Source organism: Clostridium sp. MB05 (assembly GCF_046581255.1).
Taxonomy (GTDB): Bacteria; Bacillota; Clostridia; order Clostridiales; family Clostridiaceae; genus Clostridium.
Map to the genome: position 1 here is coordinate 3,489,784 of NZ_CP174370.1, position 16,572 is coordinate 3,506,355.

Below are 16,572 nucleotides of genomic sequence, written 5' to 3' on the forward strand. Positions count from 1 at the left end.
AAAGATTTTTAATATACTTTATTCATTTTTTTATTCCTTTATTGTCATTAGTATTTTTATTTTTTTATTCTTGTAGCTTTTGCTTCATCAAAACTAACACTTTCTTCTCTATTCTAGATACTTGAACTTGACTTATTCCAAGCATTTTTGCTACCTGTACTTGAGTTTTATCTTTAAAGTATCTGAGCATTATTATTTGCCTTGACTTACTATCAAGACTTCTTAAAGCTTCTTTTAGTGCAATTTTATTTATCATATCACTATCGTCTTCACCCTTTTCGCTTAGTTTATCTATAAGTAAAACAGGCGCTCCATCATCTTGGTGAATAGTATCATATAAATATTGCATACTAGCTGAAGATTCTATCGCAAATAATATTTCTTCTTTATCAACACCTGAAAATTCAGATAATTCTTCAATTGTTGGTTCTCTATCTAATTTTTTAGTTAATTGTTCTTTGTCAAAATGTAACTTCCTTGCTAAGGTTTTTACATTTCTGCTAACTTTAATTATTCCGTCATCCCTTATAAACCTCTTTATTTCACCTATTATCATAGGAACTGCATAGGTAGAAAATTTAACATTAAACTTATCATCAAAGTTATTTATAGCTTTAACTAGTCCTATAGATCCTATTTGAAAAATATCTTCGTAGTCATACCCCCTATTAAGAAATTTTTTACTAATGGATGATACAAGAGGTAAATTCATTTCAATGACTTTATTCATTGCATCTTGATTACCTGCTTTGGCTAGAGGTATCAATTGTGAATTTTCTTCATAATTATATACCCCTTTTCTTACACTTCCATTCTCCATATACTTCACCTAACTTACTATGTTGAATTTCTTCTTCATTACAACTTTAGTTCCTTTACCTTCTTCACTTTTAACTTCTAAGCTATCCATAAATGTTTCCATAACTGTAAATCCCATTCCAGACCTTTCTAATTCCGGTTTTGAAGTGTATAATGGCTCCATTGCTCTTTCTACATCTTTTATTCCTCTACCAAAATCCTCGACGCTTATAGTTATTTCATCTCCACTTATACTAGCTTCTATTTTAATTGTTCCCTCTTTTTTATTTTCGTAACCATGTATTATACAATTTGTTACAGCTTCTGATACCGCTGTTTTTACATCTGTTAATTCTTCTAAGGTTGGGTCTAATTGGGATACAAATGCAGCAACTGAAACCCTTGCAAATCCTTCATTTTGGGATTTACTCATTAATTCTATACTAATTTTATTATCTACCATTTTAAACCCTCCATTAAATACTTATTACTGCTTCACTTAAATTACTATATATATCAATAATTTTATACATACCTGATATTTCAAAAACTTTATTTACAGTCCTACTAATTTCTGCTACACATAGCTTTCCATTTCTATTTTGCATTTTCTTATATCTTCCTATTACAACACCTATACCTGAGCTATCCATAAATGTTACGCCATTAAAATTTAATATAACTTTTTTTATGTTATCTCTATCTATTCTATCATCTATCTTAACTCTTACCTCTTCGGCACTATGGTGGTCCAATTCTCCCATTAAGCTAACAATTAGTTTGTCTTCTTTTTTGTCGAATTTTAGATACATATAAATCACCCTAAAGTTATTTACTTTAGAGTATTTCACCTCCTCAAATGTATTCTGTTTTGTTTTTCCTTCTTTTTCCATAATTTTAACATATTAGTTTATTCATAGTCAAATGAAATAATACATTTTTTACAAATTTATAATTCTTTCTATATATAAAAAAGAATTAACATATATTAATCATTGTTAATTCTTCTTTCATTAATCCTATTCTTCTTTTTTGTCTTTATTTTTTTTATATTTTTCAATTTCTAATTTTATACTTAAATAAAACTCTTCTAAGGTTTCATCTTTATTCAAGATTAAAGTTTCTATTGCATCATTTAAATCATCCATTATATAAATATGAAAATCCCCTTTTTCTATGGCTTCTTCAATTTCTGGAATTAATATTAGTTCGTTCTTATTTGATGAAGGTATTAACACACCTTTATTGTTAACCCTATCTAAAAAATTACAAACCCTGAAAAATCCTTCTATCTTTTCATTTACTCCACCTATTGCTTGGACTTCTCCTAATTGATTTATAGATCCTGTTACTGCAATATTTTGTTTAATTGGTCTTTTACTTAAAGCGGACAGAATACATATAACTTCTGCAACTGATGCACTATCACCATCTATTAAACCATAAGTTTGTTCAAAGCTTAAATAAAAGTCTATAGGAAGCTCTTCATATGGATTTAATATATTATTTAAAAGTCCCTTTAGTATATTTATTGATTTTTCATGTATTTTTCCACTTAACCTACTCTCTTTATGGATATCTATAATTCTTCCACTTCCCTTTTGGGCAATACAAGTTATTCTCATTGGCTTTCCAAAAGAATGGTAACCAGTGTCTAGAACAGCCAAAGCATTTATAACTCCAACTCGATTACCAACAACGGATATTAAAATCTTATTGTCTTTATAAAGCGTATCATATTCATCTTCTATTCTTTCTGTAGCATAAGCAATTTCTATTATATCTCTCGATTCTATCATTGATGATTTTCTAATTTTAGCATTATCGTTTGATAAAATTATTAATTTTTCTATTTCCATAGTATCTATATTTACTTTTGTCTTGCTACTTGCCATTCTGGATAAATATTTTATTACTTCATTTACTCCATCTTCTGTAATAGGCATAAGATTATTTTCTTTTATTTTTCTTAATATTGACTTATTTATATAAGAACTAGCATTTTCGTTTACTTCAACTATAGGATTAAATTCTGCTCTTAAAGGAAATAACTTTCCAAAGTCTTCATCTAAACTATACAATGTGTCATAAGTTTCTTGGTCTCCAATTAATATAACTTTAACATCTATAGATATAGGTTGTGGCTTTAATCCATTAATTGATATTAATTCAACATATGATTTTGATATATCATATTTTATTTTATTAGACATCAATGCCTTTTTTAGATGATAGTATGCGTACGCATTGTTAGCAAGAGAATTTACTCTTAATATTAAACAACCTTCATTTGCTTTTAATAAGGTACCTGCATTTATTAAAGATATATCTGTAGTATAAACTCCATTACGATTTTCGTATTCTATAAGTCCCATTAAATTATTTACATTTGGGTCTTCTTCATATATAACTGGTGGAGTATATCTTAAACTGTTATCTACTAACAAATGTATATTATATTTGTTTATAACTTCATAAAGTTGTTCTTCATCTTCATCCATATCCATTGTATAACAATTTATAATATCTTTTTCAATAGATATAAATAATTTTTCTAAATACTCGTATGCATTATCATCATCTATAAATCCCATTAAAGCTTCATCCTTATAGACTTCCATTTCACTTGCTAAAAAATTACTATATATTTCTTTAAGTTTTTTAATGGATTTACTCTCTATATCCTTAAGCTTTCCTAAGACTATCTCTGCTCTTTTCTTTAAAATTGACGCTTTTGCAACTATGGCCTCTTTTTTATTTTTTTCTAAGTTATCATATTCTCTCTCACTAATCACTTTTTCATTTATTAAAGGAATGAATGCAAATCCTTTATTCGTAACTTTAACTTCAAAATCGTCTTTTTTTGCCATCTCAATTAGTTCACTTATATAATCATTTCTTTTCCCTTGTATTTCTTCTATAATCTCATCTTTTTCATTGTCAGTAGAAGAGTTATAAAATTCTTCTACTATTTCTATATAATACTTTCTTATTTCTTCAACAGTATCTTTTAACTTTTTACCTCTTCCATTATTAACAAATAAAACTTCTGGCTTTTTATCATCCTCTAATGTAACATAACAAATATCCTTTGGAGGTTTCAGATATTTATACTGCTCCTCTATATAATCTTTTAGCTTCTTTAGTTTTTCTTTAGAAAATGAATCTATTAAATAAAGATTGTACCCTTCTTTATCTATGCTAAGAGCTCTAGCAATTTTTTCATACTCACTATCTATTTCAGGAATTTTTGTTACACTCCCTTTAAAATTACCTTCCTTAAAATTAAAATTAAATTTTACCTCTTGTGAAGTCAACTCTTTTCTCATATATTTCCTATCTTACAAATTGCATAATGCAATTATTAAGAAGCAGTTTCCCCCCTTTTTTAGTATTTATTATATAGATATTCTTAATGTGTTTGTTTAGGGAATAGTTTTTTAAATTTAATTTAGTTTCTATACATTTAACCTATTAGATGTATATAAGAATTTATTTATACTAGCACTTTCATCTTATTGTAAAAAAATAAAGGACGTATGATTTCAAAATCATACGTCCTTAAGATTATTACATTAATTCTATAAATTTATCTACCATTTCCTCTGCATTTTTAAAATCTTGTTCTGATGGTACAAAGCAGAATGATAATCCTGGATCTACAACTTTAAGCTTTAAATCCTTTAATCTTGCAGTTAGCATCTTAACTCCTTCACCACTCCAACCATAAGATCCAAAAGCTACAGCTGCTTTTCCTCTATTTATAATTGGATTAACTAATGATAGTAAGTCCCAAGAAGGCTTTACTGCATCTTGATTAATAGTTGGAGAACCAACCATAAATCCTTTTGCTTTTTCTATTTTTGATATACTTTCTTCTAGAGGAATGCTTGTTATCTCTGTAACATCAGCTTTAAATCCCTTTTCTTCTAGCTTCTCTTTCATAAAGTTAGCTATAATCTCTGTATTTCCATAAGCAGAAATATAGAAAATTTCTACTTTTTTATTATCTACAGGTGCTTCTGTTGCCCATGCTCTGTATAAGTTTAATATTTTATCTATATTTGCAACATGAACTGGTCCATGGCTTGGTGCTATAACTTCAATATTTAAATCTTTTATTTTCTCTAGTCCCATTAAAACAAATCTCTTAAATGGTCCCATAATACAATTAAAGTAATATTCCATTTCTACAAAATATTCTTCATTTAAGCTTTCAGTTATTCCACCTTCTGGACAATAATGAGAACCTGTAAAATCACATGTAAATAATAAATTCCTTTCCTTTACATATGTGAATATAGTATCTGGCCAATGTAAGTTTGGAGCATTTATAAATTTAAGTGTTGTCTCTCCAAGAGATATTTCTTCTTTTGCTTCTAAAGTATTAAAATCTCTGTTTAATATATTTTTTAAGTAATTTAATGCTGCTTTAGATCCTACTACCTTAATTTCTGGATAATCTTCTATTAGTTTTATTAATGAGCCACTATGGTCTAGTTCAGTATGTTGAACTATTACATAGTCTACTTTTTTATCTCCAATTATATCTTTTAAATTCTTTTTAAATTCATCATAGAAACCAGTCTTTACTGTATCAACTATGGCTACTTTCTCATCATTTATTACATAAGAGTTATAGGTTGTTCCTTTTTTTGTTTCCATTATTATATCAAATACTCTTAACTCTGGATCTTTTACACCTATCCAATAAATATTATTTTTTAATTTTTCTTGTAACATATACCTACCTCCGAGTTTAATCTTTTCTGTGCATGTATTCTAGAAATATTTTATCATAAAGAGTTTTGTCAAACAATTATCAAATTTGACGATTTAGTATATACTTTCGCCTAAACTTTAAACTACTCTACAAAAAACTTTCTATTTTATCATTTCTGTTATATTATCGATTTCTATTATATATTCATAATGCAATGCTCTTGTTAAAGCAACATATAATAGTCTTTGATCTAAAAGAATATCCTTATAGTTAGTATCACTTGGATTATATATAATTGTTGCATCAAATTCTAAGCCTTTTGTTAAATAGGATGGAATTATTAAAATATTATCTTTATTCTCTTTTTCATTCCCCTTTATAAGAGTTGCTTTATATGTTGAATGTTTTTTTATAAGCTTTTCTAATATTTTTCCTTCTTCTAATCCCTTTGTAATAATAGCTATACTACTTTTATCATTATTCATAATCTCTGTAATTATATTATTTATATTTTGTACTGCTTCTTTTTCATTAATACATTTAATAATTTTTGGTGCTTCTCCATGTCTTAATACAGGCTTTGCACTCTTTAAGTCTAACTTTTGTGAACTTAAAGCACCATTTGCAAAATCTATTATTTCAACGGTTGATCTATAGCTCTGTGTTAACTGCATATAAGTTGCCTTACCATTAAAGACTTTATCTACTATATCACTCCAATTTTTTATCCCCTTATAATAGTATATTCCTTGAGCTATATCACCAACTAACGTAAGAGAATTTCCCTTAGTAAAATGATTTACTAAGTAAATTTGAAATGGGCTATAATCTTGAGCTTCATCAACTACTATATGAGTATATTTATCTTTTTCTTCGACTCCCTCTAATAGCATATTGATATATAAAAGTGGTACTAAATCATCTTCATCTATAAGACCTTTTTCATAATTACCTATAACTTCATCTTTCATAAATTCAGATAGTTCTTTAGGTATTTTATTTAAAGTTGCAAGTTCAAAAAACTCTTTATTTCTAAATAAATCTATATATATCTCTCTAGAAGTTATTCCTCTCCATTTTTTAAAGTACTCATTAATTTCTTTTTTTGAATTATTCCTTATGTTATTTTTTATTTCATCTCTTTTAGCATATACTTCTATTAATTTCTTTCTTCTCTCTTCCCCATCCTCTAACTTAAGCTTTATATTTTTAATTTTAGCATCCCACTCTAAATCAATTTGAAGACAAAGTATTTCTATCTTCTCTTTAAGCTTTAAACTTAGATACCTTTTAATTTCATCTTTTCTTTTATTTATTGGATAACTTTTTAAATCCTTAAGATAAAGCCTCATTATTTCCCTTTTATTAAATAATATATAATCGCATATAACTATATCTGTTATGTCAACAGAATCTCCTTCTAATAAAGCAATATATCTATCTATAATTGTTTTAAAAGTTAATGTTCCCTTTATTTTAGATGAGTTTGCTATAAACTTACATCTTTCACTATCAGTAGATTCTATAAGTTCTTTTAACTTCTCGTCTTTTCCTTTAACCTTTGTTTTAAGCTTTAAGTATTTTAATACTAATTCCTGAAAAGTTGTTTGTTTTACCTCATCTACACCTAAGTTAGGTAATATATCAGAAATATAATCTAAAAACAGTTTATTAGGTGCTAAAACTAATATATCCTTTCCTTTTATAGTTTCAGAATACCTATATATTAAATATGCTAATCTATGTAAAGCTATGGTAGTTTTCCCTGAACCAGCTGAACCTTGGACTATGATCGGTAGATTTTTAGGCCATCTTATAATATCATTTTGTTCTTTTTGTATTGTAGCAACAACTTCCTTAAGTTTTTTCCCTCTACTTTCTTCAAGATTTATTTTTAAAAATTCATCTACTAAGTCACTACCTTCATCACTACTTTTTATTATTATTTCATTTATTCCTTCGTCAAATATATCTGTTAATGAATCTTCTTTAAATAGGAATTTTCTTTTTAAAGACAAATTACCTTCTATAATTCCAACTGGAGATTTATAATATGCGTAACCTCCAGTTCCACTATAGTATAAATCTGCTACTGGTGTTCTCCAATCAACAACTATTTCCTCGCCATCTAAAGTTGAACTTACAGCTTGTTTACCTATATATATACTTTCGTCTTCCCCTCTTAATTCTCTAAAATCAACTCTGCCAAAATAAGGAACCCTTAAAGCTTCCTCATAATTCTTTATATCTTTTTTTAATACAGAGTATATTTTTTCTGTAGTTTCTTTTTCTTCATTATAATTTCCTTTTGACTCTTTTGTTAAAGTTCTTAATTTCTTTTCTATAATTTCATGATTCTTTCTTTTCTCTAAAAGCTCATTTGTTATCTTTTCCCTTTTTCCCTTTAATATTTTTTTTTCTAACTCTAAATTTTTATTCATAGCAGTACCTCTAAATTCAACTAATGCCTTAATTATAGGCTAATTAAATTTTAAATTCAATTATATAAAACCTATAAATTAATATATTTTAAAATATTTAGTCCGCTAAACACTTTAAAATATATTATATTCCAATTATTCACTATAAATTTAGTATTTATTCTACTTCTAGAAATAGGTTATATATGTTCTAATTAATATTCTACATTATCTATATTTAAATTAAAATCAATAGTTAAAATTCAAAATACAAGTTTAATGGTGAATTAGAATAATATAGTTTTTAATTTTACATATATAGGTTCTTTAAACTCATCTTATAACTATATAACTTACAAAATTTAAAATACTATATTAAATTTAGAAACTTTAATAGAACTTATATACATATTTATAAATTATAACTCTCTATAAGTATTTTACTTTCTTATATTGTATGTTAGAATCTTTACTGGAAGGAGATGTTAGTATTGTCTAAGCAAACAAAAACACCTAACTATATAAAAATAGCCATGGATATAGCTTATAGAATAATTAATAATGAATTTTTAGAGGGCAGTAAAATCACAGGAAGAACAACTTTAGTTAGTATATATAATGTGTCTCCTGAAACTATCAGAAGATCCTTAGCATTATTAAAAGATATGAATGTTGTTACTATAAATGAAAAAAGTGGCATTATTATAAATGATAAATATTCAGCTAAAGAATTTTTAAATAAATTCAAAACAAAGTCTGATTTTACTTACTTAAATAGTGAAACCTTCGACTTAATAAAACAAAGAAAAGAAATTGATGCGAAGCTTGAAAAAAATATTAATTCAATAATAGAGTTTGCTACTCAATTAAGAAATGTAGGCTCTATTATTCCATTTGAAAGTATAGTAGAGAAAGATAGTTTTGCAGTAGATAAAAGTATAGGTGAACTTAACTTTTGGCATAATACGAAGGCTACAATAATTGCTGTAAAAAGAGATGGTGATTTGTTCTTATCTCCAGGTCCTTACTTTAAAATACATTCACAAGATATAATTGTTTATGTTGGAGAAGATTCAGTTCTTGAAACAGTTAAAAATTATATTGCTTTGCCATCAGTTGATGACAAAATCAAAAACAGCTAAAGTAAATTACTTTAGCTGCTTTTTAATTAATATCTAATATATAATTAACTGCTTCTTCAAATTCTATTTTTCTAAATTTCTTTCTAAGTTTAAATTTTATACTCTCTATATATTTAATTGAAAACGGAAGATATTCTTCTATAATATTTATATATTCATTTGTAAAAAAATCTTTACTTAATACTACTGAAAATAATATAAGCATTATACAATTTGTTTTTATAAGCTCCTTTAATTCAACTATATTCTCTCCCTTGAAGCAATTAGCATCTCTTAATAGTTTTACTGTAAAATTTATTAATTTATTTGATATTTTATCTAATTTATATTTAGGTGCTAACTGTGACATTATAGTTATATGGTTACTTTTTATATCTAATTTTAAATCCTGTAAATCATCTGCAATCTGAAGTAAAAATCCATAAAAAATACAAAATGATACTTCCTCTTTATCAAGTTTTCCCTTTGTTAAAAATCCATCTACTAATACTGATGAGCCACCTTTTTCAATAGATATACCTAAAATATCATCTTCATAAGGAATACTATTCCCTTCTTGTTGCATTAGGCTTTTTATTTGCCCTTCATGAATTAAAAGTAAAGATTCATATAACTCAGTATAAACATCTCTTTTAAATATTTCCTCTATACAACTAACTAATGTATAAACCGATTCTTCATAAGAATTTTTATCTTCTATAAGCTCTCCTTTTAAGCGTTTTTTTAAATTATAATTAAATTTTTCTTTTTTATTTATATCTATTTCTATATTATCTAAATAATTATCTGTATATGGATATAGCATACTATATCCAAAGATAGCTTTAGAAAATTCTACCTTCTGCCCAAATGATGCCTGAAGAATATTTATTATCCAAACATTCCTCATAGCCTGTCCTATATCACTATAACTTAAGCTCTTATTAAACTTTTTTGCTTCTTTTATAAAGCTTTTAGTACTATTAAAGAAATCATTCTTTAGATTTTTATTTATTATTCCAAGTTTAAAAGCATCTTCTTCACTTTCAATGAAATCATCTATGATTTTATCAAAATCATTTTTCCACTTTTCCTTTTTATTATCTTCCTGTGGAAAGTCCTTCATTTTTTGAATTATTAAATCTATATATTTATCTAATTTATTTTCTTTATTTTTCTTATCTATCTTTGTATATTTCTTCATATCTAACTTGAAATTTCTATCAGCTTGCCACCATAGTTTACTACATTCTAAATATATTTCGTTTATTATATCCATTACTAAGCCCCCAAATTATACTACTTTTTATTGCTACTTCCAATAATATTATAAGTAAAGTTACCTATTACTCTTCTAAAAATTCCAATTTCAATATCTGGATGATAAACAAATTTTGAAAGCTCTGAATTCTCCCAATATCTATAATCTGCATCTCCTTCTTTAAAAGGTACTTCACTATATCTTCTCCATAAATTATACATAAAGATAGATTTTACTTTTGGTTTGTGTATTTTTTTAGATACTAAGTCTTTACTAAAATTTCTAGATATATATTTTATTTTTTCTATATTTTTATTACTTAGTTCTGTTCCCCTATATGCTATTGGTATCATTTCTACAAGATTAAATCCCCAATAATATAAAACATCCTTAATGTATTTTGCTGAAACTTTATGTCCTGCCCCTGCAGTAGTAGTAATCACTAAAGCCTTTTTTGTAAAGAATTTGGGCCTATGAAAGTTATAAGACATATGATCTATGAATGTTTTTAAAAGTCCGCTAACTTGCATTGAATAAACAGGTGAAGTCATTATAACAGCATCTGAATTTTCAATTTCCTGTACTATGTTATTTATTTTTTCATTGTGTGGACACTTATCTTCACCTTTATAAATACATGCAAAACAACCATTACACTATGGTATATTTTCTTTCCTTAATTCAATATCTACAAACTCAATTTCACCATACTTTTTCATTTCATCTCTTGCTAAGTTTAATACAGTCCAAGTATTACCTCTTCTTGGACTACCGTGTATTACAACGCACCTCATAATTTCCCCCTAAAATAAAAGAGAAAGCATTATTTATCGCCTTCTCTTTTGCTAATTATTCCCTATTAATTATACACCATATTTATCCAAATTGTAAATTTTATAGTTCAAAATAAATGATACTTGAATCATCTTTTTTCTTTAACCTTGGATAACGCGTACACTCACTATCCTTTTCTTGCTCTTCACTTAAACCTTTAAATAAATCTTCTATATTATTTTCTTTTACCAATCTTATAAATTCTTTATAATCCTTTGTTAAGTTAAATGTATCATAATACTGCGAAAATCCATCTGAAGTAATACAAATATTAAGTTCTCTATTTATAGGTACTTTACTAAATATGCCATTATCTACGATATCTTCATTTAACTCTAATATACAATATCCATTTAATTTATTTTTTAATTTTCTTACTTTAATTACCTCATCATTACAGTATTGTCTTGACTCTAAAACTGATATATTATTTATTTTACTAACTTCACACATTTTTATTAATATATTTTCCTCTAATTCTATTAATCTTTTATCAACAACCTCTTTTATCTGACCATTATCTTCACTATAAATTAAAGTACAATCACCAATTACATAATACTCTAATTCTCTATCATCAAATCTTGCTAAAGCTAATGCTGCGCAAGGATAATCTACCTCATCTAAATCACTAAATCCATTATACATTGAATACCTTGCTTTTACTTCTTTGACACCATTTTTTATTATCTCTTTAATGTCCATAGAACTATTTATATTATTTCTTAAGTAATCATCTAAAGCTTCAACATACCATAATGCATCAGTTTCCTTTTCAGTAATCCTTTTACCTGTCAATCCTGTTGCTCCATCTAATATCCATGCAGCCCCATCAACTATAGTTAATTTATCTTCATTGGGTTTAATATTAGACCCTTGCTTTGATAAAGCCTTTAAATTTCTCATATAATATTCCCCCGTATATACCTTAAAACACTTTATTTATAATACTCCTCTATACAATTTTTAATGAGTATTATAAATTCAATTAAATAGTACTATATTTATTGATATAAGTAAAATTAGTATTAATCTAACTTAAATAAAAGAATTAAGACTATAATATTTAGTTTTTTATAATAATACATATTCAAATAACCGCTATAATCATTTTTATAAATCTATTATAGATTATTAATCTACATATTTATTAAATTCTATACAATATATTTTTAGTAAAGTTATATTTTAACTTTCTATAATAAAAAATGGATAATTATATTTTAAAATTATAATTATCCATAAATATCTATTAATTTTTAAATGAGTGAATTGGTGCAGGTATTCTTCCACCTCTTTGTATAAATAGAGAGGATGAATATTTATTTACAGGCATTACAGGAGCAGTTCCTAGTAGTCCTCCAAATTCAACTAAATCTCCTACCTTGCAACCTGGTGCTGGTATAACTCTTACTGCTGTAGTTTTATTATTAATCATTCCTATTGCTGATTCATCTGCAATCATAGCCGCTATTGTTTCTGCTGGCGTATCTCCAGGTACTGCAATCATATCTAATCCAACTGAACATATAGCAGTCATAGCTTCTAATTTTTCTAAGTTTAATGATCCATTTAAAACTGCATCTATCATTCCTGCATCCTCTGAAACTGGTATAAATGCTCCACTTAGTCCACCTACATGACTACATGCCATAACTCCACCTTTTTTAACTGCATCATTTAATAATGCAAGAGCTGCTGTGGTTCCATGAGTTCCAACTACTTCAAGTCCCATTTCTTCTAATATATGTGCAACAGAATCTCCAACAGCAGGTGTTGGTGCTAAAGATAAATCTACTATACCAAATGGCACTCCTAATCTTTGAGAGGCCTCTTGTGCAACTAATTGTCCCATTCTTGTAATTTTAAATGCAGTTTTCTTTATAGTTTCTGAAACTACATCAAAGGATTCTCCTTTAACCTTTTCTAATGCTCTTTGTACAACTCCAGGACCACTTACACCAACGCTTATAACCTTATCAGCTTCTCCAACTCCATGAAATGCTCCAGCCATAAAAGGATTATCTTCAACAGCATTACAAAATACTACTAATTTAGCACATCCAAAACCTTTTGTACCCTTGGTGTATTCTGCTGTTTCTTTTATAATTTCTCCCATTTCTCTAACTGCATCCATATTTATTCCACATCTTGTTGATCCAACATTTACAGAAGAACAAACCTTACTAGTTTTAGCTAAAGCTTCTGGTATTGATTTTATTAAGATTTTATCACCTTTTGTATAACCTTTTTGTACTAGTGCTGAAAATCCTCCTATAAAGTCTATTCCTAAGGTTTCAGCAGCTTTATCTAGAGTTTGTGCAAACTTTACATAATCTTCTTCATCAGTTGCTCCTGCAATTATTGATATCGGAGTTACAGAAACTCTTTTATTTACTATTGGAATACCAAATTCATTTTCGATTTCCTTTCCAACTCTAACTAAATCCTTAGCAGATGTAACTATTTTATTATAAATTTTTTCTCTCGCCTTATCTCCATCTGAATCTATACAATCTAATAAAGAAATTCCCATTGTTATTGTTCTAATATCAAGCTTTTCTTCCTCTATCATCTTTATAGTTTCTAATATATTATTACTCTTCATTACTTCTCCCCCAATTATAAAGTGTGCATTGAGTTAAATATTTCTTCTCTTTGAATTTTAACATCTACCCCAAGTTCTTCTCCTTTATCTAGAAGTGAACTTTTAATTTTATCAAAATCTGAATTAGCTTCCTTTAAATCCAACATCATTATCATAGTAAAATACTTATCCATTATAGTTTGATTTACATCTAAGATATTTATATTTAATCTTAGCAACTCATTGCTAACTCCTGCTACTATTCCAACTTTGTCTCTTCCTATTACTGTTAAAATGGCTTTCATTAACTTCAACTCCTATCAAAATTCATTATAATTTTTTATATAACCTAAAAAGTTATTATAATTTTATCCCTAGTACGTAAATTTGTCAATTATACATAATCATTATTCGTATTTGTTGTAAAAAATAAGATACTAAAATTATATTTAGTATCTTATTCTTAAATAATTCAATATATTTTAACAACTTATACCTGTGTTTTTTTCCTCTTTAAAATAAATATACCTTCAACTAATAATAAACTCCCTATACCTAGTAACAGACTTGAATTAATTTCACTTCCTGTTTTAGGTAAATTTTTATTAGTTCCACCATTTTTATTTGTATATCTATTTAAGTTACTATAATTTATTAGAAACTTTAAGTTTTCATATACATCTTGTGCTTCGTTACCTAGATTTTCATTTATATTAATTGTCATATTTAATTTTTTATTTTCTCCTGATAGTATTATTACATCATCATTTATCATCTCATATTTATTAAATAGATTTTCTAAACTTCCTGTATATAAAACCTTGCCATTTTCATCAGTAATTTTTATTGATGAATTTTTTACTAATATATTCTTATCATCATTTCCTTCATAATTTATGTTATTTTCAAAAGTAATTATCTCTAGCTTTATATCATTTGAAGAATTATTATATACTATAAATGAATTTGTCTTTGTATCCCCTGGAGCCCATAGCCCATCTTTTTCTTCATTAAATAGGCTTTCATAACCTTCTCCAACAACTTCTAATACTACACCATCTTGTAAAGAATAAGCTTTTGTTTCATAAATATTCTTACTTAAACTAACAATAACTAAAGCTAAGCACACACTATTTAATAACTTCTTAAATAACATATTCACCCCTCTTAAATATTTATATTTTTTACCTATTTTACCAAATTATTCAATAAAGATAGATTTTATTGAAATATTGAGAAATATATTTTAGATAATAGTCTCTGTTAGAGATTTTTGTTGATATAATACTTGCGTAATCACAAGGGCTAATTTTAATAACTTATATGCTATAAATAATTTATCCACAGATTTTAAAAATATAATTTCCTATATAGTAAAATAAAGATGCAAAACCTGCATCCTTATCTTATTTATATTAATAAATTGTTTGATGAGCACCAACAACTATGAATTCTTGTGCACCTAGCTCAAAGGCTTTCCCCATCCACTCATTACTCATTGATTCTTCTACTGTAACTTTAACTGTTGCTCTTATAAATCCACCATGAGCTCCAACACCATTTTCGTACAATCTATTTGCATAATTTGGATCTATTGCGACCTTTCCAGTTTGTGAAGTAACATCTACTAATTCAACCTTTAAACCTTGTGGTAAATTCTTCTTTAATTCCACTGTAGTATCAGCTTTTAAAGAACCTTGGTTAGCTATAACTACATCTCTCTCAAATGTATCTCCAGGCTTAACATTTTCAAATGTTAGTGTTTCTGCATTAGTTGATTTTACTTCTGTAGCTTTTGATGTTGCTTTCCATGTATCTTTTCCAGCATCTGTAGCCCAATATGCATCTACATCTAATGTACCCATAGTGATGTTTACATTATCAGTTAATGTATCACTATCTGTGAAATATGCATAAGTACCAAATCCCCCCATACCAGTTGTTAAAGCGGCAGCTAATAGTAAAGCTGCAATTTTCTTATTCATAAAACAATCCTCCATTAAAATATATTTTTTATATAATATTAATGGTGTGGATTCACTATTAACTCCACATAATCCAAGTGACCATATACAGATTATGCTTCAAAGTCCCATTAAGATTGACTTATTAATTATTTAATTGAAAATTTTTATTTTTCTTTACCTTTTTAATCTCTATTATTAATTCCTTTATTATAAAGTACATAAATACTATTCCCATAATAGCCAAAAATTTTAAATCTTGAAATTTAGCTATTATATATCCTAGATAAGGGATATTAAATTTATATTTAGAAACTAAGTTTTCTTTGGGAACTATATTAGCATCTAGTGCTTCATTTGCATCACCTTTTGTTATAAAGGCTTCGCCTCCATTTTTTACTTCAACAACTCTATGAGTTACTAGCATCCTACCATCTCTATAAGTGACTATATCTCCTACTTTTATTTCCTTTGTATCATTAACTATTTTTCCAATTACTAAGTCATTTAATTTAAACTCTGGTACCATACTTTCACTTAATACATTTAAATAGGTATTTCCAAATAAAGTAGGTATATAATCAGTGTTAATTCTTATTTTTATACTTTGAAAAGTTAAAACAAATATTGTTGTTAATACAATAAATATTATATAATTTTTTATCATTTTCAATGATAATGCCCTCTTTAAAAAGGATTTTTCTTTATTCTTCTTACTTCTTCTTTTAAAAGTTTCACTTGCTTCTTTATCATTTACAATATTTTCATCTTCTAATTCATTTTTTTCTATAATGCTGCTCTCATTTTTGTTTTCTAAAATAATATTAATCATATATATTTATCTCCTAATAATTAAAATAAAAA

16 protein-coding genes and 1 riboswitch are annotated in these 16,572 nt (G+C 26.5%); of the genes, 1 reads left to right on the top strand and 15 read right to left on the bottom strand.

The annotated features are described in order from the left end of the window. Positions 1 to 64 precede the first annotated feature (64 nt). The 6 genes from sigF to helD all read right to left on the bottom strand — a co-directional run bounded on the left by sigF (position 65) and on the right by helD (position 7,962). Entirely contained in the window at positions 65 to 820 is a 756-nt protein-coding gene (gene sigF / locus ACH36K_RS16385; RefSeq protein ID WP_411168665.1) for an RNA polymerase sporulation sigma factor SigF, read from the bottom strand. Positions 821 to 829: 9 nt separating this feature from the next. After that, entirely contained in the window at positions 830 to 1,261 is a 432-nt protein-coding gene (spoIIAB, locus tag ACH36K_RS16390; protein WP_411168666.1) for an anti-sigma F factor, read from the bottom strand. Positions 1,262 to 1,274: 13 nt separating this feature from the next. After that, positions 1,275 to 1,610, bottom strand: coding sequence for an anti-sigma F factor antagonist (spoIIAA, locus tag ACH36K_RS16395; protein ID WP_411170719.1), 336 nt, complete (start codon positions 1,608 to 1,610; stop codon positions 1,275 to 1,277). A gap of 207 nt (positions 1,611 to 1,817) precedes the next feature. Then, entirely contained in the window at positions 1,818 to 4,127 is a 2,310-nt protein-coding gene (locus ACH36K_RS16400) for an AAA family ATPase (protein ID WP_411168667.1), read from the bottom strand. A gap of 241 nt (positions 4,128 to 4,368) precedes the next feature. Then, positions 4,369 to 5,541: an FprA family A-type flavoprotein gene (locus ACH36K_RS16405; RefSeq protein WP_411168668.1), complete on the bottom strand. Its 1,173-nt coding sequence runs from the start codon at positions 5,539 to 5,541 to the stop codon at positions 4,369 to 4,371. A gap of 141 nt (positions 5,542 to 5,682) precedes the next feature. Then, on the bottom strand, positions 5,683 to 7,962 hold the full coding sequence (gene helD / locus ACH36K_RS16410; protein WP_411168669.1) for an RNA polymerase recycling motor HelD: 2,280 nt from the start codon (positions 7,960 to 7,962) through the stop codon (positions 5,683 to 5,685). 470 nt (positions 7,963 to 8,432) lie between these two features. Between helD and ACH36K_RS16415 the strand changes: the two genes are divergently transcribed. Further along, positions 8,433 to 9,083, top strand: a complete 651-nt coding sequence (locus ACH36K_RS16415) for a TrkA C-terminal domain-containing protein (protein ID WP_411168670.1) — start codon at positions 8,433 to 8,435, stop codon at positions 9,081 to 9,083. A 22-nt stretch (positions 9,084 to 9,105) separates the two neighbouring features. Here the strand turns inward: ACH36K_RS16415 and ACH36K_RS16420 are convergent, their stop codons facing one another. From ACH36K_RS16420 to ACH36K_RS16460, 9 genes are all read right to left on the bottom strand, one after another. After that, positions 9,106 to 10,341 (bottom strand): hypothetical protein, encoded by a 1,236-nt coding sequence (locus ACH36K_RS16420; RefSeq protein ID WP_411168671.1) that lies wholly within the window; start codon positions 10,339 to 10,341, stop codon positions 9,106 to 9,108. A gap of 20 nt (positions 10,342 to 10,361) precedes the next feature. Beyond that, positions 10,362 to 10,958, bottom strand: coding sequence for a flavodoxin family protein (locus ACH36K_RS16425; RefSeq protein WP_411170720.1), 597 nt, complete (start codon positions 10,956 to 10,958; stop codon positions 10,362 to 10,364). 21 nt (positions 10,959 to 10,979) lie between these two features. Continuing rightward, positions 10,980 to 11,117 (bottom strand): hypothetical protein, encoded by a 138-nt coding sequence (locus tag ACH36K_RS16430; RefSeq protein WP_322413471.1) that lies wholly within the window; start codon positions 11,115 to 11,117, stop codon positions 10,980 to 10,982. A gap of 100 nt (positions 11,118 to 11,217) precedes the next feature. Continuing rightward, on the bottom strand, positions 11,218 to 12,063 hold the full coding sequence (locus tag ACH36K_RS16435; RefSeq protein ID WP_411168672.1) for a protein phosphatase 2C domain-containing protein: 846 nt from the start codon (positions 12,061 to 12,063) through the stop codon (positions 11,218 to 11,220). A gap of 346 nt (positions 12,064 to 12,409) precedes the next feature. Further along, entirely contained in the window at positions 12,410 to 13,765 is a 1,356-nt protein-coding gene (locus ACH36K_RS16440; RefSeq protein ID WP_411168673.1) for a PFL family protein, read from the bottom strand. Positions 13,766 to 13,779: 14 nt separating this feature from the next. Beyond that, a complete protein-coding gene (locus ACH36K_RS16445) occupies positions 13,780 to 14,049 on the bottom strand; it encodes an ACT domain-containing protein (RefSeq protein WP_411168674.1) in 270 nt (89 codons plus the stop codon). A gap of 185 nt (positions 14,050 to 14,234) precedes the next feature. Further along, entirely contained in the window at positions 14,235 to 14,900 is a 666-nt protein-coding gene (locus tag ACH36K_RS16450) for an LPXTG cell wall anchor domain-containing protein (protein WP_411168675.1), read from the bottom strand. Between the two features lie 259 nt (positions 14,901 to 15,159). Continuing rightward, entirely contained in the window at positions 15,160 to 15,729 is a 570-nt protein-coding gene (locus ACH36K_RS16455; RefSeq protein ID WP_411168676.1) for a TasA family protein, read from the bottom strand. 34 nt (positions 15,730 to 15,763) lie between these two features. Further along, positions 15,764 to 15,847: riboswitch (cyclic di-GMP riboswitch) on the bottom strand. A 6-nt stretch (positions 15,848 to 15,853) separates the two neighbouring features. Then, on the bottom strand, positions 15,854 to 16,540 hold the full coding sequence (locus ACH36K_RS16460; RefSeq protein ID WP_411168677.1) for a signal peptidase I: 687 nt from the start codon (positions 16,538 to 16,540) through the stop codon (positions 15,854 to 15,856). Positions 16,541 to 16,572: the final 32 nt, after the last annotated feature.